Source organism: Paenibacillus sp. MT86, assembly GCF_058792535.1.
In genome coordinates this window covers 1,070,072-1,096,215 of sequence record NZ_CM179499.1, presented here as the reverse complement: position 1 = coordinate 1,096,215, position 26,144 = coordinate 1,070,072, and the positions used below count along the sequence as shown (strand labels likewise).

24 protein-coding genes and 1 riboswitch are annotated in these 26,144 nt (G+C 53.7%); of the genes, 1 reads left to right on the top strand and 23 read right to left on the bottom strand.

Annotated elements, in window-relative coordinates; translation table 11 throughout:
- Positions 1–20 precede the first annotated feature (20 nt).
- From AC3RCL_RS04695 to purE, 15 genes are all read right to left on the bottom strand, one after another.
- Positions 21–863: a sugar ABC transporter permease gene (locus AC3RCL_RS04695; protein ID WP_009592355.1), complete on the bottom strand. Its 843-nt coding sequence runs from the start codon at positions 861–863 to the stop codon at positions 21–23.
- Positions 863–2,176, bottom strand: a complete 1,314-nt coding sequence (locus tag AC3RCL_RS04690; protein WP_009592315.1) for a sugar ABC transporter permease — start codon at positions 2,174–2,176, stop codon at positions 863–865. The genes AC3RCL_RS04695 and AC3RCL_RS04690 overlap by 1 nt, the downstream gene beginning before the upstream one ends.
- 97 nt (positions 2,177–2,273) lie before the next feature.
- Entirely contained in the window at positions 2,274–3,584 is a 1,311-nt protein-coding gene (locus AC3RCL_RS04685; protein ID WP_009592303.1) for a sugar ABC transporter substrate-binding protein, read from the bottom strand.
- A 543-nt stretch (positions 3,585–4,127) separates the two neighbouring features.
- Positions 4,128–5,396 (bottom strand): phosphoribosylamine--glycine ligase, encoded by a 1,269-nt coding sequence (purD, locus tag AC3RCL_RS04680; RefSeq protein ID WP_492534656.1) that lies wholly within the window; start codon positions 5,394–5,396, stop codon positions 4,128–4,130.
- Between the two features lie 214 nt (positions 5,397–5,610).
- Entirely contained in the window at positions 5,611–7,158 is a 1,548-nt protein-coding gene (gene purH / locus AC3RCL_RS04675) for a bifunctional phosphoribosylaminoimidazolecarboxamide formyltransferase/IMP cyclohydrolase (RefSeq protein ID WP_036661938.1), read from the bottom strand.
- 156 nt (positions 7,159–7,314) lie between these two features.
- Positions 7,315–7,923, bottom strand: coding sequence for a phosphoribosylglycinamide formyltransferase (gene purN / locus AC3RCL_RS04670; protein WP_492534655.1), 609 nt, complete (start codon positions 7,921–7,923; stop codon positions 7,315–7,317).
- Entirely contained in the window at positions 7,923–8,963 is a 1,041-nt protein-coding gene (gene purM / locus AC3RCL_RS04665; protein WP_096774968.1) for a phosphoribosylformylglycinamidine cyclo-ligase, read from the bottom strand. The genes purN and purM overlap by 1 nt, the downstream gene beginning before the upstream one ends.
- A gap of 180 nt (positions 8,964–9,143) precedes the next feature.
- On the bottom strand, positions 9,144–10,622 hold the full coding sequence (gene purF, locus AC3RCL_RS04660) for an amidophosphoribosyltransferase (protein ID WP_009592356.1): 1,479 nt from the start codon (positions 10,620–10,622) through the stop codon (positions 9,144–9,146).
- Positions 10,607–12,850 (bottom strand): phosphoribosylformylglycinamidine synthase subunit PurL, encoded by a 2,244-nt coding sequence (gene purL / locus AC3RCL_RS04655; RefSeq protein WP_096774967.1) that lies wholly within the window; start codon positions 12,848–12,850, stop codon positions 10,607–10,609. The genes purF and purL overlap by 16 nt, the downstream gene beginning before the upstream one ends.
- On the bottom strand, positions 12,828–13,517 hold the full coding sequence (purQ, locus tag AC3RCL_RS04650; protein ID WP_012819095.1) for a phosphoribosylformylglycinamidine synthase subunit PurQ: 690 nt from the start codon (positions 13,515–13,517) through the stop codon (positions 12,828–12,830). The genes purL and purQ overlap by 23 nt, the downstream gene beginning before the upstream one ends.
- Before the next feature lie 4 nt (positions 13,518–13,521).
- A complete protein-coding gene (gene purS / locus AC3RCL_RS04645) occupies positions 13,522–13,767 on the bottom strand; it encodes a phosphoribosylformylglycinamidine synthase subunit PurS (RefSeq protein WP_012819094.1) in 246 nt (81 codons plus the stop codon).
- Positions 13,768–13,816: 49 nt separating this feature from the next.
- Complete coding sequence (locus AC3RCL_RS04640; RefSeq protein WP_036661950.1) at positions 13,817–14,707, bottom strand: phosphoribosylaminoimidazolesuccinocarboxamide synthase; 891 nt, start codon at positions 14,705–14,707, stop codon at positions 13,817–13,819.
- A gap of 264 nt (positions 14,708–14,971) precedes the next feature.
- A complete protein-coding gene (gene purB / locus AC3RCL_RS04635) occupies positions 14,972–16,267 on the bottom strand; it encodes an adenylosuccinate lyase (protein WP_009592336.1) in 1,296 nt (431 codons plus the stop codon).
- Positions 16,268–16,270: 3 nt separating this feature from the next.
- Positions 16,271–17,458, bottom strand: coding sequence for a 5-(carboxyamino)imidazole ribonucleotide synthase (purK, locus tag AC3RCL_RS04630; RefSeq protein WP_492534654.1), 1,188 nt, complete (start codon positions 17,456–17,458; stop codon positions 16,271–16,273).
- Positions 17,455–17,940 carry a 5-(carboxyamino)imidazole ribonucleotide mutase gene (gene purE / locus AC3RCL_RS04625; RefSeq protein ID WP_009592351.1) on the bottom strand — a complete coding sequence of 162 codons (486 nt, stop codon included), beginning with the start codon at positions 17,938–17,940 and terminating at the stop codon, positions 17,455–17,457. The genes purK and purE overlap by 4 nt, the downstream gene beginning before the upstream one ends.
- A 192-nt stretch (positions 17,941–18,132) precedes the next feature.
- A riboswitch (purine riboswitch) is annotated at positions 18,133–18,234 on the bottom strand.
- Between the two features lie 574 nt (positions 18,235–18,808).
- On the opposite strand from purE, the gene AC3RCL_RS04620 reads away from it, so the two are divergent.
- Complete coding sequence (locus AC3RCL_RS04620) at positions 18,809–19,420, top strand: histidine phosphatase family protein (RefSeq protein WP_492534653.1); 612 nt, start codon at positions 18,809–18,811, stop codon at positions 19,418–19,420.
- Positions 19,421–19,451: 31 nt separating this feature from the next.
- On the opposite strand, the gene AC3RCL_RS04615 is transcribed toward AC3RCL_RS04620, so the two are convergent.
- The 8 genes from AC3RCL_RS04615 to AC3RCL_RS04580 form a co-directional block, all read right to left on the bottom strand.
- On the bottom strand, positions 19,452–19,730 hold the full coding sequence (locus tag AC3RCL_RS04615) for a hypothetical protein (RefSeq protein WP_096774963.1): 279 nt from the start codon (positions 19,728–19,730) through the stop codon (positions 19,452–19,454).
- Between the two features lie 188 nt (positions 19,731–19,918).
- Positions 19,919–20,353, bottom strand: coding sequence for a universal stress protein (locus tag AC3RCL_RS04610; protein ID WP_012819089.1), 435 nt, complete (start codon positions 20,351–20,353; stop codon positions 19,919–19,921).
- A gap of 126 nt (positions 20,354–20,479) precedes the next feature.
- The gene (locus AC3RCL_RS04605) at positions 20,480–20,743 is read right to left on the bottom strand and encodes a DUF1294 domain-containing protein (RefSeq protein ID WP_012819088.1); all 264 of its coding nucleotides are present in this window, start codon (positions 20,741–20,743) and stop codon (positions 20,480–20,482) included.
- A 239-nt stretch (positions 20,744–20,982) separates the two neighbouring features.
- Positions 20,983–21,120: a hypothetical protein gene (locus AC3RCL_RS04600; protein ID WP_012819087.1), complete on the bottom strand. Its 138-nt coding sequence runs from the start codon at positions 21,118–21,120 to the stop codon at positions 20,983–20,985.
- A gap of 107 nt (positions 21,121–21,227) precedes the next feature.
- Positions 21,228–23,366 (bottom strand): DNA topoisomerase III, encoded by a 2,139-nt coding sequence (locus AC3RCL_RS04595; protein ID WP_492534652.1) that lies wholly within the window; start codon positions 23,364–23,366, stop codon positions 21,228–21,230.
- Positions 23,367–23,428: 62 nt separating this feature from the next.
- Positions 23,429–24,595, bottom strand: a complete 1,167-nt coding sequence (locus AC3RCL_RS04590) for a bis-aminopropyl spermidine synthase family protein (RefSeq protein ID WP_492534651.1) — start codon at positions 24,593–24,595, stop codon at positions 23,429–23,431.
- Between the two features lie 361 nt (positions 24,596–24,956).
- Complete coding sequence (locus AC3RCL_RS04585) at positions 24,957–25,409, bottom strand: GNAT family N-acetyltransferase (RefSeq protein WP_228468791.1); 453 nt, start codon at positions 25,407–25,409, stop codon at positions 24,957–24,959.
- Positions 25,409–26,065 carry a sigma-70 family RNA polymerase sigma factor gene (locus AC3RCL_RS04580; protein ID WP_492534650.1) on the bottom strand — a complete coding sequence of 219 codons (657 nt, stop codon included), beginning with the start codon at positions 26,063–26,065 and terminating at the stop codon, positions 25,409–25,411. Before AC3RCL_RS04580 ends, AC3RCL_RS04585 begins: the two co-directional genes overlap by 1 nt.
- Positions 26,066–26,144 lie beyond the last annotated feature (79 nt).

Here is a 26,144-nt window from a genome sequence, read left to right as displayed (position 1 = left end):
TGGTCTATCCGTTTTTGGGCTTACCCTTTGCTTGCGCCGGCCGTCATGCCGTCGACCAGCAAACGCTGCAGGAACACGAACAGCAGGGTGATCGGCAGTGCGATCAGCACCGATGCCGCAGCGAATAACGTAAAGTTGCTGTCCTGGGTGGAGTTGACGAGATCCCACAGACCGACGGCAAGCGTCCAGTTTTCCTTGGTCCGGAGCACGAGCCGGGCAAAGATAAAGTCTACCCACGGGCCTACGAACAGCGTCAAGCCCATATACGTGATCATCGGCTTCGACAACGGCAGAATGATTTTGCGGAAGATCTGGAAGTTGGTGGCTCCGTCAATCTTCGCCGCTTCATCCAAGCTTCGCGGTATCGTATCCAGGAAGCCCTTCATGATGAGCGTTCCGCCAAGCGGCGCCCCGGCCGCATACACGATGATCATCGCGGCATGCGTATTCAGCAGGTCCAGGGAGTTCAACAGGATATACAGGGCGATCATGCTCATGAAGCCCGGGAACATCCCCAGCACGAGAATAACCGACAGCGCATTCTGACGGCCTTTGAACCGGAAGCGGGATACCGCATAACTAGTAAGCAGGACAAGAATGGTCCCGATAATCATGGAGAACACCGCAATTTTCAGCGTGTTCATGTACCATGTGCCAAACAGGAAGCTTTGGGACGTGAACAGCTCTTTATAATGACTGAGCGTGAAGGATTCTGGTATCAAGGATTTGCTGTACAACGACTTTCCGGGACGGAAAGAGGCCAGAACAATCCAGAGCGCCGGGTAAATACAGCCGATCGCGATGATGACAAGCGTGATGTAGCTTGCCGTCAGGCGGATCGCGTTTCTCATTTTAATTCCCATTATTGGATCATATCCTCCTCTTTGAATGATCTGGTACGACGATAATTGTAAATCGAGAAGGTCGCAATAATCATGAAGATGATAATACCGATGGCCGATGCCATGCTGTAACGCTGCTGATCCAGCGTCAGTTTATAGAGCCAGGTGACGAGCAGGTCCGTCGCTCCCGCGTATTGATAGTCGCCCACCACCGGGTTACCGTTCGTCAGGAGGAAAATCAAGTTAAAGTTGTTGATGTTACCGGCAAATTGCGTAATCAGTACCGGTGCCGTCGAGAACAAAATCATCGGCAGGGTAATGATTTTGAACTTCTGGAAGCCGGTCGCTCCATCCACGTCCGCCGCTTCATAGAGATCCTTCGGAATCGTGGTCAGAACGCTCATCACGAGGAGCATGGATACAGGGATACCGACCCACATATTAACAACGATAACGGTCACTTTAGCCCAGACCGGATCGGTCAGCCAAGGCAGTCCTTCCAAACCGAAGTACCTTAAATACTGGTTGATCGGGCCGAACTGTCCGTTAAACATATTACGCATGACAAGCAGCGAGATCAGCTGCGGGATCGCATATGGAATGATCAGGATGACGCGCCATACGCCTTTGAAGCGAATTCCTTTTTGTTGGATAAGCAGCGCCACGAGCACGCCGCCGAAATACGTGGTAACCGTTGCGAGCACCGCCCAGATGATCGTCCAGGTCAGAACCCCGAAAAAGGTGTGGCTCCACGATTTCAGTGCAACGAGATTGGTAAAAGTTTTGAAGCCAACCCAATCCACCAGGCTTGCAGGCGGCAGATTGTTTGGAGCGGAATAGTTCGTAAACGCCAGCAGGACCATGAAGATGATCGGCATAACCGTAAAAAACAAAATACCGATCGCCGGCAGTGTCAGGAAAGATTGCGCAAATTTCCATTCGAAAATATAGTAAAGGGTCTGTCTGAAATTGTTGGGCGTTACACCCTTTTCCCTTAGTTTTCCAGCGTTATATGCGTTTTTGATATTGGCATAGTAGCCAATAAGAAAGAGCGCAAACATAATTAAGGTGATAAGTCCTTCAATCAGGAGATTGATGGAATGGTCACCCGCTACCATTTGGGTCAAGCCGTTGACTTTTTCTAAATGGCTCCCCTGTTCTCCCAATGTTACCATTCCCCAGATGGCATCACCCAGGTTATTAATGAAGTAATACAGACTGAATACGCCTACGATAAGTAAAATAACGCCTTTGATCCATTGCCGATTGTAAAGCTGACCCAGACCCATGCAGATGGCTGATAATACGGCCGCTGTGATACGATGTTGACGCATGCTCCCTCCATTCTCCTCTCCGTATAATCGAGGAATCACCCGCCGGTTGTTCGGCGGGTGAACTTCTTCATCTGTCTCGTATTATATAAGAACGCTATTACTCGCCAGCTCCACCACTGTTGAGGTCTTTCACTTGAGTTACAGCTTTATCCAGCGTTTCTTTCACGTCTTTGTTGTTGTCCCAGATCTCAGCCAGCGCAGCGCCTACTGGAGACCATACGTTAGCCATTTCCGGTACGGACGGCATCGGCTGGGAAGATTTGAACTGCTCCGTGAATGCCGATACATACTCGTCGTTCTTGATTTGATCGTCTTCTTGAGCTTCGTTGTTGGTCGGAACCGAACCAACCAATGCGCTCAATTGCAATTGCGCTTCTTTGGACGTTGCGAAGTCGGCGAACAGACGAGCTGCTTGCGGATACTTCGTGAACGAGCTTACGTACCAAGCTTTGATACCGGAGAACGATACTGCAGGCTGACCGCCGATCGTCGGGATTGGTGCAACGCCGAGCTTGTCGCCAAGCGCTTCTTTGTATCCGCCAAGCTCCCATGGTCCGTTAATGTCCATCGCCAGATCGCCGGCCGTGAACAATCCGCGTTTGATATCAGGCGTAATATCGCCGGATTTAACCGGAAGGATTTCCTTAAGGCTTGCATATACTTCCATGCTCTTCACTGCGCCTTCGTTGTTCAGGCCGATATCGTTGACGTCAGCACCGCCGTTACCGAAGATGTATCCGCCGTTGGAAGCAAGGAACGGATATGCGAAGTACAGGTTGCCTGTTTCGAACATGAATCCATACTTATTCTTGGATTTGTCGGTGAAGGTCTTGCTGAATTCGATAACCTCTTCCATCGTTGTCGGAACTTCTTTTACCAAGTCCTTGTTGTAGTACATCAGGTAAGTTTCCGCAGCGCGAGGGTATCCGTACAGAACGCCGTCATAGCTTACGCCTTGGATGGCTGCTTCCGTGTTGTTGCTTTTCGTTTTTTCTTCATAAAAATCGTTTGGCAGAACCAGGTTTGTCGCTACGGCTTTACCCAGGTTATCGTGAGGGAACAGTACGACGTCGGCAGCCAAGCCGGATGGTCCGTCTTGTGCAAGCTTGGTTACTTGATCAGTTGGGGACAATTCTTCAATGGTCACTTCAACGCCGTATTTCTCGGTAAATTCTTTGGCGACCGCATCGGTGTAAGCTCTTTCGTCCCGGCTTTCCCATACGACCAATTTCGCGCCTTCTTCTGGCTTAAGTTCCTGTGTCTCTGTATTTTCGGCCGGCGTTTCCTGTGCTGGCGGAGTCTCAGCAGGTGCCTCCGTAGCTGGTGCGGCCGTATTTCCTCCGCACGCTGTAATGGAGAACGCCAACGTGAAGGTTGCAGCTAGCGTAAGTAACTTCTTCATCTTCATTCCATGATTACCCCTCTCAATAAATGATCAGAAAATGTTGGAAATCTGCGCAAACGATTTCAGAAAATTTTCAGCGTCTCTTTTTCTATGTAGCATCTGGCGAGATACTCAGGAAAAATCCCGTTGAGAAAGCGCTTCATTCACTGAAAACATCATACAACATTTAATATCGAATGTAAAAACGTTTGCACAGATCATTTTTCCCCATTTTAGGCATATAATCTTCTATTACCTTCGGTATTCACTGTATTTCGTAAGTTATCATAAAAATAGTTGTGCAGATCCTGTGCAATCCTGTCATTCTGCACGTTATTTGAGACAAGAAGCCATCATAAATGCCTGCTTGTTGAACAAACGTTTGCACAATAGAGGGAAATAGAAACAGATGTGCCCGGGTCTGACATGAGCGGCTCTTGCCTCTAAGCTTGGCTTTCACATGTATTTCCGATAACAGCACGAAAGGACTACCGCTTGCGATCTTAAAATAACCGATCTGCGGCAGTCCTTCTATTTTTACGAATCGTTGTTAGTGAATGAGCTTGCTTATTGCAGTGCTTTCAGCGCAATATCCGTCCGGTTAAACTTGCCTTCGAACGCAATCGCTTCTGCCCGTTCATAGGCTTTCGCGCGTGCCGCAGCGATATCTGCGCCTAAACCGACAACGCCCAGGACACGTCCCCCGTTCGTTCTCCAGGTTCCATCGGCATCGCGAGAAGTGCCCGCGTGAAATACGATCGTCCCGTCCTGCTCGTTGTCCAGGCCGGTGATCGCGATTCCTTTCGGATACGATGCAGGGTAACCGCCGGAAGCCAGTATGACGCATACGGCTGCTTCATCGCCCCACTCCAGCTCAAGATCAGCCAGGGTTCCGTTCACGGCAGCAAGGAAAACGTCAAGCAGATCGGTCTTCAGGCGCGGCAATACAACCTGCGCTTCCGGATCGCCGAATCTGGCATTGAATTCAATGGTCTTCGGTCTGCCGTCCGGCGTGATCATCAATCCGGCAAACAGAACGCCACGGAACGGACGTCCTTCGGCAACCATCGCTTTTGCCGTAGGCTTGATGATCGTCTCAATGGCCTCTTCGATGATGGACGGCTGAATATGAGGCAATGGCGAATACGTTCCCATTCCTCCGGTATTTGGCCCCTGGTCCCCGTCATAGGCCGGCTTGTGATCCTGCGCGGCTGACATCGGCTTCACGGTTTCTCCGTCCACAAAGGCGAGGATCGACATTTCCTGGCCTTCCAGGAACTCCTCGATAACTACGCGGCTTCCGGCATCGCCAAACACCTTCGATTGCATGATGTCGCTGAGTGCCTGCTCGGCTTCCTCGATGGTCCGCGCAACGGTAACGCCCTTGCCTGCTGCGAGCCCGTCCGCTTTGACGACGATCGGCGCGCCTTGCTGGCGCAAGTAAGCAAGCGCCTCCTCGTAATTGTCGAACTTCGCGTAAGCCGCTGTCGGTATGCCGTAATTATGAAGCAGATCCTTCATGAAGGTTTTGCTGCCCTCGATTTCGGCCGCGTTTTTGCGCGGACCGAATACCGGGATGCCCGTAGCGTCAAACGCATCCACGATGCCTTCCGCAAGCGGATCATCCGGACCGACAACAATGAGACCCACCTGTTTCTCTACGGCGAAAGCCGCCAGCTTATCAAATTCCGATACCGCAATCGGCACGCACTCGGCCAGCTGCCCGATTCCTGCATTGCCCGGCGCACAGTAAATGGTGCCTGCTTTCGGGCTCTTTGCCAGTGCCCATACGATGGCATGCTCTCTTCCGCCGCCTCCGATAACCAAAATATCCATGGTTTACCCCTCCCGAATCATTTCATATTGCCCGCGATATCGTTTCATTGCATGAATCATTTACGGGGCAAAGCGATAAGTCGACCTTTCGCCCCTTAAACGTAAAGGCGGCGCGCGCTAAGCGCGGCGTCGCCTCTATATGTTGCTGAATCAAAGGTGATCCTTCAGCAGCAGCCTGACGGCTGTAGCAAAGCTCCCTTTATATGCTCATGAATTAGTGCTTGAAATGTCTCACGCCGGTAAAGACCATGGCGATCCCGTATTCGTTGGCAGCCTTAATGGATTCCTCATCCTTAATGGAGCCGCCCGGCTGAATGATGGCGGTAATGCCGGCTTTCGCCGCAAGCTCCACCGTATCGCCCATCGGGAAGAAGGCATCGGAAGCGAGAACCGCGCCTTTGGCTTTCTCTCCCGCCTGCTCCACCGCAATGCGCGCGGAACCGACACGGTTCATTTGACCTGCGCCTACGCCGACGGTCATGTCGTCAGCCGCCAATACGATTGCGTTCGACTTGACGTGCTTGACCACCTTCCAGCCGAAAAGAAGCTGCTTCAGCTCGGCTTCGGTCGGCTCGCGGTCCGTCACGACCTTCAGGTCAGCCGCATCGAGGGAATGCACATCGCTTTCCTGCACGATCATGCCGCCTTCGATGGTTGTTACGGCAAGCGTGCTTTGGCGCTCCTTGGCCGAGCCGAACTCGCCCATCTTCAGCAGGCGGATGTTTTTCTTTTTCGTCAGAATCTCCAGTGCCTCCGGCGTGAAGTCCGGTGCCAGGATAATTTCAAGGAAAATATCCTTCAGCAGATCGGCCGTCGGAGCGTCAATCGTCCGGTTTGCGGCCACGATGCCGCCGAAGATGGACGTCGGATCCGCATTGTAAGCTTTTTGATAAGCTTCCAATACATTCGTCCCGATGCCGACGCCGCAAGGATTCATATGCTTCACGGCCACCACGGTCGGCTCGTCGAATTCCTTCACGATCTGGAGGGCCGCGTTTGCGTCATTGATATTGTTGTAGGAGAGCTCTTTGCCGTGCAGCTGCTCGGCGGTCGTCAACGTGCCCGCAGGAGCCAGCGGCTTCCGGTAAAATGCCGCCTTTTGATGCGGATTCTCGCCATAGCGAAGGTCCTGGATCTTCTCGTAGGTGACGCTAAAGCGCTCAGGAAGCGGATCCCCTGTCACATTCGACAAATAGTCGGAAATGAGCGTATCGTAGGCAGCCGTATGACGGAATACCTTGGCTGCAAGGCGTTTACGGGTTTCCAGCGTCGTATCGCCGCCGCCGCGGATTTCCTCGATCACGCTGCCGTAATCCGCCGCATCGACAACCACGCTCACAAAAGCATGGTTTTTCGCAGCCGAACGCAGCATCGTCGGCCCGCCGATGTCGATATTTTCGATCGCATCTTCATACTCGACATCCGGCTTCGCGATCGTTTCCTGGAACGGGTACAGGTTCACCACGACCAGATCGATGTAATCGAGGCCCAGCTCCTGCATTTGACGCTGATGCTCCTCGCTGTCGCGAATGGCAAGCAAGCCGCTGTGCACCGCTGGATGAAGGGTTTTGACGCGTCCGTCCAGAATTTCCGGGAATCCGGTCACATCGGAAATGCCGATGACAGGAACGCCTTCTTTTGCGAGGAGATTCTTCGTCCCTCCTGTCGAAATGATCTCTACACCCAATGAAGACAACTCGCGGCAAAATTCCACGACGCCGGTTTTGTCCGACACGCTGACCAAAGCTCTTTTGATACCCACGTTCATACCCCCTATTTTGAATGAAAATCTACTAAGTTAGGCCTGTCTTGATACCGTAGATGCTGTCGAAGATCCATAATTGCAAATTATTTCCCGAGAAATATCGAACATGTCGATTCACTGTAAGACCTTGTCCGCTTTTATTACAAAAGCCTATTAGGCAATCGTCACATTCCGCCCGTTCAGCGAAATCCGCCCCTGGGCAAACCAGGAAACGACTTCAGAGTATAACTTCTGCTCCACGCCGTGAATGCGTTCTGCCAGCGTTTCCGCCGTATCGCCGTCCTTGATTTCAACGGCTTTCTGAGCGATAACCGGCCCGGTATCCATGCCGCCATCCACGAAATGCACCGTGACGCCGGTCATCTTCACGCCATACGCAAGCGCTTGGCCGATCGCGTCTTTACCTGGAAAAGCAGGCAGGAGCGAAGGATGAATATTGATAATCCGTCCGTTATAGAACTCGACAAAGGAAGGACTCAATAGCCGCATATATCCTGCAAGGACAATTAATTCGACACCGCGCTGCTGAAGCTCTGCCGCAATTTCCCGTTCGTAATCTTCCTTTGAGGCATATTCCTTCGGCTGAAAGGCGAATACATCCACATTCGCTGCTTTAGCCAGCTCCACTACGGGAGCCTGAGGCTTGTCGCATACCAGAATGCTGATCTCGCCGCCCAGGGCTCCGCTTTGCTGCGCATCGACCAAAGCCTGAAAGTTGCTGCCTCTTCCGGAAGCGAACACCGCCATCCGAAACGCTCTCATTACACCTCAGCTCCCGTGAAGGTTACGATGCGCTCGCCTTCGGTCACGCGGCCGATGACATAAGCCTCTTCGCCTGCGGAGCGGAGGAATTGAAGCGCCCCGTCAGCATCCTGCTCCTTGACGACAAGCACCATGCCGATTCCCATATTAAATGTCGTAAACATGTCCTTGTTCGAAATGTCGCCTTTTTCCTGCATCAGCTTAAAAATCGGCAGAATCGGCCAAGCGCCGTATTCGATGTCGACGTTGACGCCATCCGGCAGCATGCGCGGAATATTTTCAATGAATCCGCCGCCCGTGATATGCGCCATACCCTTTACTTCGATCTCTTTCAGCAGTCCGAGCAGCGGCTTCACGTAAATCTTGGTCGGTGCGAGCAGTACGTCGCCAAGACGTCCGCCCAGTTCCGGGAGCTCCTGCTGCAGCGAGTAGCCGGCATCCTCCAGAAGCAGCTTGCGGACGAGCGAGAAGCCGTTGCTGTGCACGCCGCTGGATGCCAAACCAATCACCGTGTCGCCTGCCGCGATATTCGACCCGTTGATCATTTTGCTTTTGTCGACAATGCCCACGGTAAAGCCCGCGATGTCATACTCGCCTTCGCTGTACATGCCCGGCATCTCCGCCGTTTCCCCGCCGATCAGGGAACAGCCCGCCTGGTTGCATCCGTCGGCGATCCCTTTGACGATGGATTCGATTTTGGACGGAATGACCTTGTCGCACGCTAAATAGTCGAGAAAAAAGAGCGGTTCTGCGCCCTGCACCACGATATCGTTCACGCACATCGCTACCGCATCGATGCCGATGGTATCATGTTGGTCCATCGCGAATGCAAGCTTCAGCTTTGTGCCGACGCCATCCGTGCCTGAGACGAGTACCGGCTCTTCATATTGGTCTTTATTCAGCTTGAACAGTGCGCCAAAACCACCGAGGTCCGTCATGACTTCCGGCCTGAAAGTCGTTTTGACATGCTTTTTCATCCGCTCTACCGCTTCGTTGCCTGCAGCGATATCCACGCCTGCTTGTTTGTAAGTATCAGACACGCGCTCAACACTCCTTTTTCGTTATGACGAAAGTATCAGTTCACACATCATTTATGGGCTTAATCAATAATCAGCTTAAAGAGGTTGTTCTAACCAACCTTCCCGGTGCTGAAAACCGACCTTTTTGAATATTCACTTAAAGGGTGTATCCGAGAAAAAATGGCTGTCCGCTGCGCAGAATCAGCAGCTGCAGCCCATCTTCTCTTCCCCGTTGAAATCAATCTGCGTCGGGTACTCATTATCAAAGCATGCCATGCACAAGCCGCCTTTAGGGCTGTGCTCATCATAACCGCCAATGGCGGATATCAGTCCCTCCGGACTCAGGAACGACAGGGAATCCGCGTTGATCTCACGGCAGATTTCCTCGACGCTTTTCTCGGAGGCGATCAGTTCCCGGCGGTCCGGCGTATCGATGCCGTAGAAGCATGGGTTCTTGAACGGCGGCGACGTAATTCGCACATGCACTTCAGTCGCGCCTGCTTCGCGAAGCAGATTGACGATCCGGCGGGACGTGGTTCCCCGTACGATGGAATCATCGATCATGACCACCCGTTTGCCTTCGACCACGCGCCGTACCGCGCTCAGCTTCATCTTCACGCCTTGCTCGCGCAGCTCCTGGCTCGGCTGAATGAACGTCCGGCCCGTGTATTTGTTCTTGATCAATCCCAGCTCGTAAGGAATGCCCGTCTGTTCGGCATAACCGATGGCGGCCGAGATGCTGGAATCCGGTACGCCCGTGACCACATCCGCATCCACGAACGATTCCAGGGCCATTTTGCTGCCCATCCGTTTGCGGGCCGAATGCAGGTTGGAGCCGTTCAGATCGCTGTCCGGACGGGAAAAATAAATATATTCCATCGCGCACAACGCTTTGCGTCCCGCTTCCGTGTAACGCTCTTCCCGAAGCCCGTTCCGATCGAGGATCAGCAGCTCCCCGGGAGCGACGTCGCGAATCGCCTCAGCTCCGATAACTTCAAGCGCACAGGTCTCGGAGGTGAAGATGTACGCATCGCCCAGACGACCCATCGTGAGCGGACGGAGTCCGTTCGGGTCCGAGGCGACGAGCAGCTTGTCATTGGTCATGAGCAGAAACGCAAAGCCGCCCACCAGGCGCTGCAAGGCATCCTTGGCAGCCTCGACAAAATCCTTCGGCGAACGCGCGATCAGATGCGCAATGACCTCCGTATCGCTGGTCGTCTGGAAAATGGAGCCTTCCATCTCCAGCTCGCGCCGAAGCTTCGGCTCGTTCACGATGTTGCCGTTCGTGGCAATCGCCAGATTGCCCTCACGGTATTTAAAGACGAGCGGCTGCGCATTCGTCAGCCTGCTGTCCCCGCTGGTCGAATACCGGACATGCCCGATCGACATGCTGCCCTGCAGCGATTCCAGCTTGTCTTTATCAAACACTTCTTTTACCAGCCCCATACCGCGGTGATAATTGAAATTCTCGCCGTCGGCCACGCAGATTCCCGCGCTCTCCTCGCCGCGGTGCTGGAGGGCGTGAAGCCCGTAATAGGAAAGGGAGGCGGCATCGGGATGCCCAAACACCCCGAATACGCCGCACTCTTCTTTTAAAGTATCGAAAATATCGCTCTGACCTGTTCCCTCATTGTAGTAATCCCCTGTCCACAGTCCTTCGGGTATCAGTTCATGAGACATGGAATGGCATCCTCCCAGACGGATTTCAAAGCCTCCACGGATTCTTCCAGCGCAGAAGCACCGTTAATGTTAATGCTAAGCTTGTTTCCGCCGACTACGCCAAGCGCGGTAAATGGAACGCCCGCTTCTTGCAGGAGCTTCTCCAGCGCATTCTTATGATCAGGAGACGCGGACAGCACGATCCGGGATTGGCTCTCGCTGAACAGCGCCACGTCGTTGCGCAGATCGGTTGCCCATTTCACGCTCGCGCCGATGCCGCCGCTGATGCAGCTTTCCGCAAGCGCTGCTGCAAGTCCGCCCTCCGACACGTCATGCGCGGATTGGACCAGACCCGATTGGATGGCTTTCAGTACGCCGCCGAGCAATTTCTTCTCGGTATCCAGGTTCAGCTCCGGCGGTCTGCCTTCCGACACCCCGTGCAGGATCGCTTGGAACTCGCTGCCCCCCAGTTCGGCACGGGTATCGCCCAGAACGTAGATGGCATCGCCCTCCGCCTTGAAGGCTTGCGTCGTAATATGATCCGTATCATGGATCAGGCCGACCATGCCGACAACCGGCGTCGGATAAATCGCGCCTTTGGCATTCTCGTTGTAGAGGCTGACGTTTCCGCCGATGACCGGCGTTTCAAGCTCACGGCAAGCTTCCGCCATGCCGTCCACGGCTTTTTCCATCTGCCAGAAAATTTCCGGCTTCTCCGGGCTTCCGAAGTTCAGGTTATCCGTAATTGCCAGCGGTTCGGCACCGGAGCACACGATATTGCGCGCCGCTTCGCTGACCGCGATTCTGCCGCCGAGCTCAGGGTCGAGGTAGACGTAACGACCGTTGCAGTCCGTTGTCATCGCCAGGGCTTTGCGCGTTCCATGTACCGTTACGACGGCTGCATCCGAGCCCGGACGAACGGCCGTGCTGGTGCGAACCATGTAATCGTATTGGTTGTAGACCCATGCTTTGCTCGCAAGGCTTGGCGAAGCGAGCACCTTCTTGAGGGCGCCGCCCAAGTCCTTCACTTCTTCATAACGGAGCGTATCCACCGCAGCCTGCTCTTGATAATAAGCCGGTTCTTGAGATGGTTTGTTATAGATCGGGCACTCGTCGACCAGTGCTTTAACCGGCATGTCGCCAACCACCTCGCCGTGGTGGATCAGCTTCAGGCGGCCATCGTCCGTTACCTTGCCGACTTTGGCGCAGATAACGCCCCAGCGCTCGAAGATTTCGCGCGCTTGCGCTTCATGCTTCGGCTCAACGACGAACAGCATGCGCTCCTGGGATTCCGACAGCATCATTTCATAAGGGGTCATGCCCTCTTCGCGCTGAGGCACCTGATCCAGGTACAGCTCCAGGCCATTGCCTGCTTTGCTTGCCATCTCGGCACTGGAGCAAGTCAGTCCGGCTGCGCCCATATCCTGAATGCCCAGCACGATGCCGGAATCAATCAGCTCGAGGCAGGATTCCATCACGAGTTTCTCCATGAACGGATCGCCGACCTGAACGGCCGTACGGTTCGCTTCGGATTCCTCCGTCAGCTCAACGGAAGCGAAGGTTGCTCCATGAATGCCGTCTCGGCCTGTCGGAGGCCCGACATAAAAGACCGGATTGCCTACCCCTTTTGCAACGCCGCGCTGAATCTTGTCATGGTCGATAACGCCTACGCACATCGCATTGACCAGCGGATTGCCTTCGTAGCTCTCGTCGAATACCACCTCGCCGCCTACCGTCGGGATTCCGATGCAGTTTCCGTAGCCGGCTATGCCGGATACCACGTGTTCGAACAAATATTTAACGCGATCGCTCTCCAGCTTGCCGAAACGAAGCGAGTTCAGTATCGCTACCGGTCTTGCCCCCATGGAGAAAATATCGCGGATTATGCCGCCTACGCCCGTAGCTGCGCCTTGGTAAGGCTCTACAGCGGAAGGGTGGTTATGGCTTTCGATTTTGAATACGACCGCTTGGTTGTCGCCGATATCGACGATCCCTGCGCCTTCGCCCGGGCCCATCAGGACCCGCGGGCCGCTTGTCGGGAAGCGGCGAAGCAAGGGCTTGGAGTTTTTGTAGGCGCAATGCTCGGACCACATGACGCTGAATACGCCGATTTCCGTGTAATTCGGCTTGCGTCCCATGAAGGAACAGATCAGCTCATACTCGCTGTCCGAAACTCCCATCTGCTTGTAAATCTGATGCTCTGCGATCTGTTCTGCCGTCGGTTCCTTAACGGACGTTTGCTGCGCCATGAGTATCCCTCCATGCCTGTAATATGGATGTAAACATTGCTTTACCGTCATCCGAGCCGAGCAGGCTGCTCACCGCGCGCTCCGGATGCGGCATCATGCCGATCACGTTGCCGCGCTCGTTGCAGATGCCCGCAATATCCTCGATCGAGCCGTTCGGATTGTCTTGATACGTAAATACGATTTGCCGGTTGTCCCGGAGCTTTTGAAGCGTTTCTTCATCACAGTAATAGTTGCCTTCGCCATGCGCGATCGGAATGACAATCTCTTGTCCCTCCGCGTAATCGCGGGTAAACGGCGTTGTATTATTGTTCACTTTAAGCACCGTGTCATGGCAGCGGAATTTCATCGAATCGTTGCGCCGCAGGGCTCCCGGAAGGAGTCCGGCTTCCGTCAAGATCTGAAATCCGTTGCAAATGCCCAGAATATACTTGCCCTCTTCCGCCGCTTTCGCCACTTCGTTCATGACCGGGGCGAACCGGGAAATCGCACCACACCGCAGATAATCTCCATAGGAAAATCCGCCCGGCACCAAAATACAATCGTATGGGGAAAGGTCCGTTGCCGTATGCCATACATAATCCACCGGCTGACCGATCGTCTCTTCTACCGCCTTATAGCAGTCAATGTCACAGTTGGAGCCAGGAAAGACCAGCACTGCAAATCTCATTGGTTTAGCCCTCCAATTCATAACGGTAGTTCTCTACCACCGTATTGGCCAGAAGCTTCTCGCACATTTCTTTCACTCGCAGCTCGGCTTCCTCACGGTTGTCCGTACCCAGCTCAAGTTCCATATATTTACCGATCCGCAGACTCTCCACTTCCTTGTACCCAATCGAATGAAGCGCCCCCTGCACCGCTACCCCTTGAGGGTCCAATACGCTCTGCTTAATCGTGACGTAGACCTTTGCTTTCAACATTGTATCCTGTTCCTCCTCGGTATATATGAATGAAATGGTATATCAAAGCTTACAGGCTAACACCCGTGATTCGGCTGTAAATATCGCTGTAGCGGCGCGTTGTCTCCTCCACCACGGCTTGCGGCAGCGGATCCGGCTCACTGTTCTTATCCCAATCGGACGAAGCAAGATACGTGCGTACCGGCTCCTTATCCATACTGTCGATCTCAATGTCGAGCGCATAATTCTTCTCATCCCAGAAACGGGAGGAATCCGGCGTGAAAATCTCGTCGATCAGAACGATCTCTCCGTCGATCAATCCGAACTCAAACTTGCAATCGGCCAAAATAATGCCTTGCTTGCGGCAGTAATCGCGGGCAAACTTGTACAGCATCAGGCTTTTGTCCTGCAGCTGCAATGCCAGTTCCTCGCCGACAAGCTCCTTCATGCGGGAAAGCGGGATGTCCTCGTCATGACCGACATCGTTCTTGGCCGCCGGCGTGAAGATCGGCTCCGGAAAGGCCTCGTTCTTGCGCAGGCCCTCCGGCAGCTGAATGCCGTTGACCTCACCCGACGACTGATACTGCCTCCAGCCTCCGCCGGTGATGTACCCGCGCACGACGCATTCGATATCGATGCGCTCGGCCCTCCGGCACACCATGATGCGTCCGTCCAGCAGGTCCTTGTCCTTGACGGCATCGCCCAGCAGGTTCACGTCGGTATGCACGACATGATTGCGGATTAGCTGCTCCGTTTGTTCGAACCAGAAGGCGCTCAGCTTGTTCAGCACGGTTCCTTTAGCCGGCACGGGCGGCTCCAGCACATAGTCAAAAGCGGAAATACGGTCGGTTACTACGATGAGTACGTGCTCGCCCAGGTCGTACAATTCACGAACCTTGCCCTTGTACAGCAGCGGTACGTTGACCAGATGAGTGGCGGTCGATAATGCCGGTAATGTCATGTGTTCCTCCCCTTAGACTAGAGATTGTCTGCCTGTCATCACTACGAATGCGGATTATTTTTCCGATCTCTGTTGCCCCCAGATTTCTATTACATAAGATTTAATGGTTGAAATCCGGGAGCAGCATATGCTTTCGATGCTAGCTTTCCGATGGAAAGCTTTCAGGAGACCGCTATCGCTTCTCCAAAACAATTCCGCCTTCTCCGTTGTAGAAATTGAATTTCTCTAGATCTTTTATGAATGCGGATTAATTTGGTATCTTAATTACTCCAGTCCCAGCTTGGCAAAAATCGTATCCACATGCTTCAGATGCCAGCTTGGATTGAAGGCATCTTCGATCTCTTCGGCGCTGAGCACCTCGGTGATCTCAGGCGTGGATTCCACGATCTCGCGGAATTGACGCTGCTCTTCCCACGCCTGCATGGCGCGTGGCTGAACGGTGTCGTACGCTTGCTCGCGGCTGAAGCCCTTGTCGATCAGCTTCGTCAGGATCCGGCCGGAGAAAGGAACGCCATATGTGCGGGCCATGTTGCGCTTCATGTTCTCCGGGAAGACCGTCAGGTTCTTCACGATATTGCCGAAGCGGTTCAGCATGTAGTTCAGCAGCATCGTAGCGTCCGGCAGGATGATACGTTCTACCGAGGAGTGGGAAATATCCCGCTCATGCCAGAGCGACACGTTCTCGTAAGCGGAAACCATGTGGCCGCGAATGACGCGGGCAAGGCCCGAGATGTTCTCCGAACCGATCGGATTCCGTTTATGCGGCATTGCGGAGGAACCCTTTTGTCCTTTGGCGAATGCCTCTTCTACTTCGCGAACCTCACTCTTCTGGAGCGCGCGTACTTCGGTAGCGAATTTCTCGAGCGAAGTAGCGATAAGGGCAAGCGTCGCCATGTATTCCGCGTGACGGTCACGCTGCAGCGTCTGGGTCGAGATCGGCGCCGCCTTCGTGCCGAGCTTGCGGCAAACGAATTCTTCGACCGAAGGATCGATATTGGCATACGTGCCGACAGCACCCGAAATTTTGCCGTACTGCACGCCATCAGCCGCATGGCGGAAACGCTCCAGATTGCGGATCATTTCTTCATGCCACAGCGCCATTTTCAAGCCGAAGGTCGTCGGCTCTGCATGCACGCCATGCGTTCTGCCCATCATCGGGGTATGCTTGTAAGCCAGTGCTTTCTCTTTCAAAATACCGATAAAGCGCAGGATGTCCTGCTCCAGAATATCGTTGGCTTGCTTGAGCAGATATCCCATCGCGGTATCCACCACATCCGTCGAAGTCAAGCCGTAGTGGACCCATTTGCGCTCCTCGCCAAGGCTTTCCGACACCGCACGGGTAAAAGCGATGACATCATGGCGGGTTTCCTGCTCGATTTCATAAATCCGATCTATATTGAAGGTCGCATTCTGGCGAAGCTTAACGGTGTCCTCCTTCGGAATGACGCCAAGGTCGGCCCATGCCTCGCATGCGCACAATTCCACTTCCAGCCATGCTCTGAACTTGTTCTCCTCGGTCCAAATCGCCCGCATTTCCGGTCTGCTGTAACGTTCAATCATCGTTTAATCCTGCCTCCAAATATTAGTTTTCTCTACCCATTCGAGCGCGTCATCGACGTCCCCGCACAAGAGGTTGATATGTCCCATCTTGCGGTTAGCCTTCGCCTCGCTTTTGCCGTAAAGATGAAGCTTGGGCACAACGCCGAGAGACTCTGCAAGCGCGTCGTGCTCTCCAAAACGCCGTACCGCTTCCTCCAGATGCTGCCCCAGGAGGTTCACCATGACGACCGGGCTCAGCAGCGTCGTATCCCCGAGCGGCAGATCGCAAATCGCTCTCACATGCTGCTCGAATTGAGAGGTTGAGCATGCCTCCATCGTGTAGTGCCCCGAGTTATGCGGACGAGGCGCAAGCTCATTCACGAACAACTCCCCCTCCTCGGTCACAAACATCTCGACGGCCAGCAGGCCAACAGCTCCCAAACCTTCAGCCACGCGTTCCGCGAGCTGACATGCTTTGCGCTTTACTTCGCTCGGCACGCGCGCAGGCACAATCGACAAGTGCAAAATATTGTTGACGTGCACGTTCTCTGCCGGCGGGAAGCTCTTCACGATGCCGCTGGGCGTACGCGCCGCAATGACGGAGATCTCGCATGCGAATTTGACGAACTTCTCCAATACCAGCTCAGTCCCGCTGGTAGCCAGCTCCTTGTAAGCCGATTCGAGTTCATCTTCGCTGCGGAGAACCGCTTGCCCTTTACCATCATAACCTCCCGTGGCGGTCTTTAGCACGCATGGAAGTCCAAGTTCGGAGGCGGCGGACAACAAATCTTCCAAGCTTGTTATTTCACGATACGGTGCAACCGGCACGCCGGCCGCTTCGATCGCGGCCTTCTCGCGCAAGCGGTGCTGCGTAGTGTACAGCAGCTTGCTTCCCTGAGGAACATAAGACTGCTCCTCCAGAAGCTGGGCCACGCCCGCATCGACATTTTCGAATTCGTAGGTAATGACATCGGCCTTCGCCGCGAGCTGCCGGGCAGCCTCGACGTCGTCGTAACGGGCCGTAACCTGCTCGGCCATCTGGCCGAGCGGAGAGTTCGGCGTCGGATCAAGGGTGACGAACGAATATCCCATCCGGATTCCGTCCAGCGCGATCATTCGTCCGAGCTGCCCGCCGCCGAGTACGCCAATGACGGAACCCGGCAAAAGCTTTCTGCCGGATGCTCGCATCTGCTGTGCTCCGTTCTCCATCATAGGTTATCGCTGCTTTCCAGCACTTCGTCCCGGATCCGGTCCCGGCGCGCTTGCACTCTTTCGCGAATCCCTGCATCCGAGGTGCCAAGAATTTGGGCTGCGAGCAACCCGGCGTTCGTGGCTCCGGCTTTGCCGATCGCTACGGTTGCCACCGGAATGCCCCCTGGCATCTGTACGATCGACAGCAATGAATCCAGACCCTTCAACGCTTTCGATTTAACCGGAACGCCGATGACCGGCAGCACCGTTTTCGAAGCGACCATCCCGGGCAGGTGGGCAGCTCCGCCGGCTCCGGCGATAATGACGCGAAGCCCCCGGCCCTCCGCTTCCTCGGCATAACGGAACATCAGGTCCGGCGTCCGGTGAGCGGATACGACTTTTTTCTCATAAGGAATTTCAAGCTCGTCTAGCACCTGGCATGCATGGGACATCGTATCCCAATCTGATTGGCTTCCCATAATGACTCCTACTTGTGCTGTCATGAGTTACCCCCGCTTTCTGCGAAATTCGACATTCATATGACTGCTGAAAAAAAAGTCCGATCCCGTAAACACAAAGTTCTGTGCAGGTCTCGGACATACAAGGATTACGAACGCTGCCGCCTGCGTCAAGCAGAAGAGTCTTGCGCATCCGCCGCCTAAGAAGCAAACATGAAGCCAAGCCCCGTCGTTGCCGCACCGTTTGTATTCCCTCGTAGTCCGAAAATTTACGGTTTTCGGGTAGAGACTTCCGGGCCATATCCCCGGCTTTATACGAGACATATTCAATTTCATCAATCATGCTTCATAAGTTATTTTGAACCTCAACATCCTCAGTTTATCAATTTCTGACACCTAATGTCAACCTAAACACGAACAATCGGATTTACAGAAAAAATAATGTTCGTATCTGGCAAGTGAGCATGCAGCAGCAAAAACTTCCTGGAGACTGCGGGCTTTAAAAGGCGTGGCAAATGTCGGACATGAATAGCTGTAAGCAGTACATGTTGAGCAATTGGCAGCGCTGCGCTGACGCATCGTGATTCCGATCGCTGTTAAACACGGGAAACTGGATTGAACAATATAAGGATGTTTCCCGTGTTTAAAGGCGAACGCTGCGCTTCTCCATCCACGATTCGTCCGCTCCGCTGGAGCGAGAACCTTTTTTGCTGCTGCATTGAGGGTAAGGGAAAAGTGTTATCGCAGAATAAAATAAGACCGTATTCTGCTCTTTCATTCATTACTTGCAAGGAAGATGGGGGCGAGTGTCGAAATCTTATCATCCGACGTGACTATGAAATACGACAAAATATCTAATCAGACATTTATATTTGGATGTCACTAAGCAGAATCTATTTCTAAGGAGGAACCCATGGCTATCTATTTCGTAAGGCATGGTCAGGACGAAGAAGGATATCGCGGAGGATGGAGCCAGCGCGGGCTCACCGATGAAGGGATCAGACAAGCGGAGAAGCTGGGGCAGTACTTGAATAAACACAAGCATGAATTTAATATCCGGCGGATCATTTGCAGCGATCTGCAAAGGGCTTGTCAGACAGCCGCAATCATTGCTGATAAACTTAGCCTGCCGCTGATCGGCTCCGAGGAATGGCGGGAGACCAACAACGGTCTGCTCGCTGGAATGCCCCACGCATTAGCGGAAGAGAAATTCCCCGGGCTGTATTTTTCCAGCTTACGGATGGACGAGAAATACCCTGGAGGTGAGAGCCCGCTAGAAAATTTCCAGCGGATCAAGGATACCTTCACCAAACTATGCCAGGATCAGGAATCGGCGGATCATCATGAGAACGTACTGGTTGTCACACACGGGGGAGTGATCAACATCATTTATCATCTAATTAAAGATACGGCTTGGACCAATAAGAATCCGTTCTTCCCGGCGGCGAACACCGGGCTGCACCGAATCGAGTATCGCGACGGGCGTTGGGAGCTTACCATCGAGAATGCCACCCCTCACTTATAATCGAGCATCGTACATTCACGTCATGCCTGTTCTACCGCTCCCCATGCTTGATGGCATCTACATATTGTTTGGCTTCAACCAGAGACAATCCCAATTCTTCCCTTACGGTTTTAATCGCTTTAATATCCTGCCCTTCCTGCAGCAGCCGTTTGACTTCCGCAGGCACCGGCGGCTCGGGTATTCCTAAATGGCTTGCGATTTGGTTCAACGCGGCCTGCTGCCGTTTCATTCGCTTCTCTATGGCCGTCATTCGGCTTGAAGCCATAAGTCCGACCAGAACGACCAAGATGATAAGAAGTATAATTTCCATAGGACCTCCTTTGACCAAATAATCACGAACACCCAACATGAACTGCGCTATAAGAAAAAAATCGATCGACGTATCTCATAAGAAGATAGACCGCATTTGACGATTTTTTTCTTGCGAGATCAGGAGGGTGAGTCGACTGAAGTGTATACGTTCCTATCAAAAAGGGACGCCTTCGCGTCCCTTCCACATTATTTTACGACAAGTACCGGAATCGTTGCATGCTGCACCACGTTATGGCTGACACTGCCCAGCACGAACTCGCGGATGCCGCCAAGACCGCGGCTGCCGATGACAATCAGGTCACTGCCGTTCTGATCCGCATACTCCAGGATGACCTCGGCCGGAGGACCCTGGATCATCTCCACTTGACCGTTAACGCCCGAATTCTCGATCCGCTCGCGGATTTCCTCCGTCGTCTGCACGGCCAGATCGTAAACATCTTTATTGAGTGAAGCTGGAATCGGGGCAAGCCCTTCCCCAACGAAGAAGCGAGGAAAATCGTAAGCATGAATGACATCCAGCGTCGCTCCCGGCGTTACCTTGGCAAGTTCCACTGCACGTCCGAGCGCTTTATTCGCTGCTTTGGAGCCGTCGTAAGCTAGAAGAATTTTAGTAAAAAGCATACAGGCCACCTCTTTCTGTTGTTAAAAGACCTACTACTTATTATTAAACAGCTTCATACCGGTATGAAACGAGCTTGCCGACTAACTGTCGGCGACACCCCTATGTAAATCATGGCAACAAACAAGCTAACCCCAGAAATACGTATACAATGCAACGTTTACGACTAGCAGCAGCGGTACTCCGACTTTAAATGATAAATGCCTCGTCTTATGACGCTTGCGGTACATCGCGATCCATACGCCCAAAGCCCCGCCTATGGCGGCCAACAGAAAAAGCGTCCTCTCCGGAACGCGATCCCGCCCCAGCCGGGCACGCCGTTTATCCTCGGACATGACCAGATAGGCTACCGCGTTGATAAAAATAAACCAAACGATCAGTGCAGGTCTCACGTTGGTTCACGCACCCCCATTTCAACTGATCGATCTTGCCAATCAGCCATTAGCTATACGTTCTACCGCTATTATAAAACCGCAGGCTGATGAAGACAATGCCCGGCCATGCCTTAGGGGCATGACGCCAAGCGCTGTCCCTGATGCCATTACGAGGACACCGGCCGGCGGTTGTAAGATCCGACCGGCCCGTGCCCGGCATAATGACAACCCAAACATTTCTTAACCGCCACGAGCCATCAAGATTCGTTCTTGGATATTTCGTTCAGGCTCGGAACATAGTCTGCAGCCTTTTTCGGCTTGAGGGTTTTGCTCTCCTCCAGAATGCTTGATTTGTTCTGCTGGTTTTCGGTCTTTCTCGCTTTATGGTTCGGCATGCAAATCACCCCCTGTCCGTAGAATGGGCCATTGCACCCGAGGTTATGCTAACAACGGCAAGAAAAACGCAATCCATCTTAGCCCTATGAGATTAACGCTCGAGAGACTATTCCTTCCCTTTCTGCTCAAGCGCTGCCTTCAACAGATCGCCCAGGTTGGAACCGATCGACTCCTGCTTGCTGTACTGCTGCACGAGCTTCCGCTCCTCGCGTTTGTTCACGTGCTTGGCGTCCTTCTTCAGCGTTTCCGTAATGCCGCAGCCAAGGCACTGCACGAACAGCCCCGCCTTGCCTTCCTTCATCTCCATCTTCTTATGGCACTGCGGACAACGGCGGTTGGACAGGCGTTTCTCGCCTGAGCGCTTGTACCCGCAATCGTCACTCGGGCAGACAAGCAGCTTGCCGCGCTTGGTCTTCTTCTCGAGCAGCCGTGTGCCGCAATCCGGACAGTGGCTGTTCGAAACATTATGCGGCTTGTATTCCGCTTCGCTTCCCTTCACGTCCGTGACCAGCTTCTTGGTCATATCCCGTATGCCGCGCAGGAACGGTTCCGGCTTGCCCTGCCCCTTCGCGATCCGCTCGAGCTCGGCTTCCCACCGCGCCGTAAGCTCCGGCGTCCGGAGCTCCGGAGCAACCAGCTCGATCAGCTGCTTGCCTTTGCCTGTCGGATGGAGGGTTTGCCCCTGCCGTTCGATCGTGTCGGAGCTGACCAGCTTCTCGATGATGTCGGCCCGGGTTGCCGGGGTTCCAAGGCCGTGCTTCTCCATCTGGGAGAGCAGCGCCGCCTCGTTATACCGCTTCGGCGGCTGGGTCCGTCCCGGCTTCAGCACGCAGCGGACCACCTTCACCGATTCTCCTTCTTTCAGCTCCGGCAGGAGCTTGCCCGAAGAAGATGGGCCTTGACCATCGTCACTCTCGTCGTCCGTGTCATCCTCATAGTCGCCACCATACACCTCGCGCCATCCGCTGTCCTTGATCGTTGTCCCTTTCGCATAGAGCTGTTCGCCTTCAATCTGCACGGTCACCGATACGTTATCGTAACGGGCAGGAGGATAGAACAAGCTGATGAACCGGCGCACGATGAGATCGTACAGCTTGCGTTCATCGACCGACAGCTGATTCAGCAGCACGGTCTGTTCGGTAGGTATGATGGCATGGTGATCCGTAACCTTGCTGTCGTCCACGACCCGTTTGCCTGGCGACAAATTCTTGCGAAGCAGCGGGCGCGCAATGGACGCATACGGTCCGATCGCAATGCTCGACAGCCTTTCCTTCAACGTCCCGACCATATCGGATGTCAGGTAACGGCTGTCCGTGCGCGGATAGGTGACCAGCTTATGCTGCTCGTACAGGCGCTGCAGCACATTCGAGGTCTGCTTGGCCGAGAACCCGAATCGGCGGTTGGCATCCCGCTGCAGCTCGGTCAAATCGTATGCCAGCGGATGCGGTTCGGTTTTCTCGCTCTTTTTCACGCTCACGATTTTTCCCGTGCTGCCTTCCAGCTTCTGCTTCAGCTTGGCGGCCTTGTCCTTCTCGAATAAACGGCCGTCTCCGCCGGCCGGACGCCACGAAACCTCAAAGCTTCCGAGATCGGCCTGCAGCGTCTCGTATTCCTGGGAGCGGAAATTCACGATCTCCTTCTCGCGGTCCATGATCATTCCGAGCGTCGGCGTCTGAACCCGGCCTGCGGACAGCTGCGCATTGAATTTGGTCGTCAGCGCGCGCGTCACGTTCAGTCCAACCATCCAATCCGCTTCCGCCCGGCAGCGTGCGGACTCGTACAACCGGTCGAACTGCTGCCCCGGCTTGAGGGATGTGAAACCTTCCTTGATTGCCTTATCCGTCTGGGAAGAAATCCATAACCGTTTGAACGGCTTGTTCCACTTCGCCATTTTCAGGATCCAGCGTGCAAGCAGTTCCCCTTCGCGGGCGGCATCGGTGGCAATAATCATCTCCCCGACGTCCGAACGCTTCATCAGATGCTGCACCGTCTTGAACTGGTGGCTTGTTTCCTTCAACACCTTAAGCCTCGTGTTGTCCGGCAGGATCGGCAGATCCTCCAGCGCCCAGGTCTGATACTTCTTATCATAGTCCTCGGGTTCGGCAAGCCCCACCAAATGTCCAAGCGCCCAGGTCACAATATATTTCGGTCCTTCAAAATAATTCTTCTGCTTCTCGCGGCTGCCCATCACTCTCGCAATTTCCTTCGCAACGGACGGCTTCTCAGCCAATACTAATACTTTCATAGCCCTCCCCTTCCTCTGTTCCCCTATTATAACCTCCCAGCGATTGATTCCACAAAAACGAATCAGATCATTTTCTTCGCCAGCAGGGTGAATGCATGATGGGCACATGCCGGACAGCCCTGCTTCTTCAAATCCTCGATCGTGGTAAAATCGCCCTGCACGCCTACCTGCAGCTCGCTCTGGCATTGGGTGCATCGGTAGGTTCGGACCGTCCGCCGAACCTCGCCTGTATAAAGCTCATCCTCAAAAGAACCCTTAATCGGCGGATCCGTATATTCCGTCGTTGTCAGCACGATCATTTGGCCGCTATTGCCGATCATCTGCGCTCCGATATATTGATTGAAATGAAGCCGCACCTGTCTGACCGACAACCCCATGCGGACGAATTCGCGCTGCATGGACCATGTGAAGTCGGGTGATTTATGCGCAAACGAGAGAAAGATGGGGCAGCCCTTATCGGGCTTCAACGCGCTGAGGCCACGGGACAAGAACAAGGTCAAGCCTTGGAGCGTATACGGCGGATCAGTGAAAAAGCAATCGTATTGCCCTTTCCATTCCTGGGGCAGAGGCCGTCTGAGGTCGACATGCCTGCATGTAACCGATACATCTTCCCTTGCAGCCACGTCACCGATAAACCGCAGGAAGCGTTCATCGATATCCATCACGGTGAGGCCCGCTCTCTGCCCCTTGGCGTTCGGGAAGAGCCGTTTCAGCAGCAGGCCAAGCGAAATGCTCACGAGATCGTCGTCACCCATGCACAGGATGTTTTTCCCGATCAGGCTGTGCTCCCTCAGGCACAGAATCGCCCTCCGGAGACTCGTCTCGACTGTGCATTGGGATTGGTCGATTTGAACATCGACCTGCGGGCGCTGGTCCAGAATCTCCGTGAGTCTCGCCAGCACATCGGAAAGCTCCGTCCGCCAATCCGCTTCGCCGGCCAGCAGCGTATGATACAGATCGATATCGATGCCGCCGTATCCCAGCTGTTGTTCGACATAGAGCTTTCCGGCAGAGGTGCAGCGCACTCCCCGCTCTTGAACGAGTGCTCCGGCTTTGATGAACTCCTTCTTGATCGCGGCAGCGACCGGAAGCGGCAGACAGGTATGGCGTGCCAGCTCCTTGGTGGATATGCCCGGGCGCATATAACTTGCTGTCAGCAGCTGTTCGATCACCTGGGTACCTTCCTGCAGGGAAACCTTCTTTTTTACCTCTTCTATATAATGGATCATGTGAAATCACGCTCTCTTCCTGAGTATGGGTTGCACTTCCCCTGGAAAAGAACACACACGACCCCCTGCGTGCTGATAAACCGACATGAAAAAGGGACAGAAGTCCATGAACCATCGTCCACCTTCTGCCCCTTGAGCGGGAAGCCGTACCCAGGGTACGGCTATGTACAGTCAATATGATTATGGATGGCTGTTGTGTTCTTAACCAGGTGGACTCCAGCCTTCGAGCCATCGCAAATAAACCTCGCATCAGTAAGGTTTTTTCGCAAAGCGCTTGCCAGAGTCCTATAAAATTTGGTTAGTTAAGAACACGCACCGACATCAAGACAACTCCCCTATTTCAATCGAATTATCAAACCGCTTAAAACTTGTTGGACATAAAAATAATGTCCTGCTTCACTTCAAAACCATGCTTCCGATAAAAATCTTCGGCCGGAAGCCCCTTTCCCGTTAGCAGTACCATGCAACGAATGTTCATCGAATGTAAGTAGGCCTTCATTCCATTCATGAGCGCCGAGCCTAGACCGCTGCGCTGCAAACCGGTATCGATGAAATATTCCTGGATATGGTACTCCTTGCCGCTGTACCAGCTCTTTGTATGGCCAAAGGAGGCTCCCAGGATGCTGCCCTCCTGTTCGATAACGAATCCCAGGAACACCGGATTGTCCATAAATTCCTTAAGGTATTGCTGTACATGCAGCACAGAGTCCCACTGGTCGAACCAGGGTTCGCCGTTAAAGACCTTGAGCATCAGCTCGGAGCATGGCTCAAGATCGGATTCGTCCATCCATCTGACATTCGGATTCTTTCCCATTAAGCGGCTGCCCCCCATGATCCTTGCATCTTGTTGAAGTCGGCAAGCCTTCCCGCCGGAATCGCATTATATATAGGAGCAAAGTCATTCAGACTCGACTCCTTACAAACTATCGGGTGATGGCTCACGTTCCTTTCCGTGGAGGATTCCAGTCTTTCCGCCAATATGGCGCGCGCCCGGTGCAGACGGGATTTCACCGTTCCTTCCGGTATTCCTGCGATTTCGGCGATAGCTCTGATCGGCATATCCCTGTAATAGTGAAGCTGAATGACCCTGCGTAAATCGTCTTCCAGATGTGCTACGGCCTCCTTAAGCTCGATCGCTTCATACGGCATTGCATCGGCAACCTCATCGACAGGCGCAACGGTACGCTGCCGCTGCTGGGAGCGCAGCAATTGCAGGCATTCATGAATGAGAATGCGGCTCAGCCATGTTTTGAAAAAAGCAGGCTCTTTCAAGGAAGGCATAGCTGCGAAGGATTTTACGATCGTTTCCTGTACGGCATCCGCGCAGTCCTCTTCCCGCTTCAGATATAGACGGGCCAAACCGTACAAATTACGCTCGTTAGCAAGGACCAGCCTGCTGAAAGCTTCCGGGTCCCCCTGCTGGGCAAGCCGAACATCGCACTCTATATCGGATTTCTTGTTTTTGTTCACGTTATGAGACCTCCTTTGTGGCGCTTCCTCGGGCCTTACATAAGTTAGATGCCTGAGAGCGCACCCAGGTTCACGCACT

Coding starts and splice junctions, on each gene's coding strand:
- AC3RCL_RS04695 (WP_009592355.1), bottom strand. CDS start 863: ATGGGAATTAAAATGAGAAACGCGATCCGCCTGACGGCAAGCTACATC.
- AC3RCL_RS04690 (WP_009592315.1), bottom strand. CDS start 2,176: ATGCGTCAACATCGTATCACAGCGGCCGTATTATCAGCCATCTGCATG.
- AC3RCL_RS04685 (WP_009592303.1), bottom strand. CDS start 3,584: ATGAAGATGAAGAAGTTACTTACGCTAGCTGCAACCTTCACGTTGGCG.
- purD (WP_492534656.1), bottom strand. CDS start 5,396: ATGGATATTTTGGTTATCGGAGGCGGCGGAAGAGAGCATGCCATCGTA.
- purN (WP_492534655.1), bottom strand. CDS start 7,923: ATGAGAGCGTTTCGGATGGCGGTGTTCGCTTCCGGAAGAGGCAGCAAC.
- purF (WP_009592356.1), bottom strand. CDS start 10,622: ATGTCTCATGAACTGATACCCGAAGGACTGTGGACAGGGGATTACTAC.
- purL (WP_096774967.1), bottom strand. CDS start 12,850: ATGGCGCAGCAAACGTCCGTTAAGGAACCGACGGCAGAACAGATCGCA.
- purQ (WP_012819095.1), bottom strand. CDS start 13,517: ATGAGATTTGCAGTGCTGGTCTTTCCTGGCTCCAACTGTGACATTGAC.
- purS (WP_012819094.1), bottom strand. CDS start 13,767: ATGTTGAAAGCAAAGGTCTACGTCACGATTAAGCAGAGCGTATTGGAC.
- AC3RCL_RS04640 (WP_036661950.1), bottom strand. CDS start 14,707: ATGACATTACCGGCATTATCGACCGCCACTCATCTGGTCAACGTACCG.
- purB (WP_009592336.1), bottom strand. CDS start 16,267: ATGATTGAACGTTACAGCAGACCGGAAATGCGGGCGATTTGGACCGAG.
- purK (WP_492534654.1), bottom strand. CDS start 17,458: ATGATGGAGAACGGAGCACAGCAGATGCGAGCATCCGGCAGAAAGCTT.
- purE (WP_009592351.1), bottom strand. CDS start 17,940: ATGACAGCACAAGTAGGAGTCATTATGGGAAGCCAATCAGATTGGGAT.
- AC3RCL_RS04620 (WP_492534653.1), top strand. CDS start 18,809: ATGGCTATCTATTTCGTAAGGCATGGTCAGGACGAAGAAGGATATCGC.
- AC3RCL_RS04615 (WP_096774963.1), bottom strand. CDS start 19,730: ATGGAAATTATACTTCTTATCATCTTGGTCGTTCTGGTCGGACTTATG.
- AC3RCL_RS04610 (WP_012819089.1), bottom strand. CDS start 20,353: ATGCTTTTTACTAAAATTCTTCTAGCTTACGACGGCTCCAAAGCAGCG.
- AC3RCL_RS04600 (WP_012819087.1), bottom strand. CDS start 21,120: ATGCCGAACCATAAAGCGAGAAAGACCGAAAACCAGCAGAACAAATCA.
- AC3RCL_RS04595 (WP_492534652.1), bottom strand. CDS start 23,366: ATGAAAGTATTAGTATTGGCTGAGAAGCCGTCCGTTGCGAAGGAAATT.
- AC3RCL_RS04590 (WP_492534651.1), bottom strand. CDS start 24,595: ATGATCCATTATATAGAAGAGGTAAAAAAGAAGGTTTCCCTGCAGGAA.
- AC3RCL_RS04585 (WP_228468791.1), bottom strand. CDS start 25,409: ATGGGAAAGAATCCGAATGTCAGATGGATGGACGAATCCGATCTTGAG.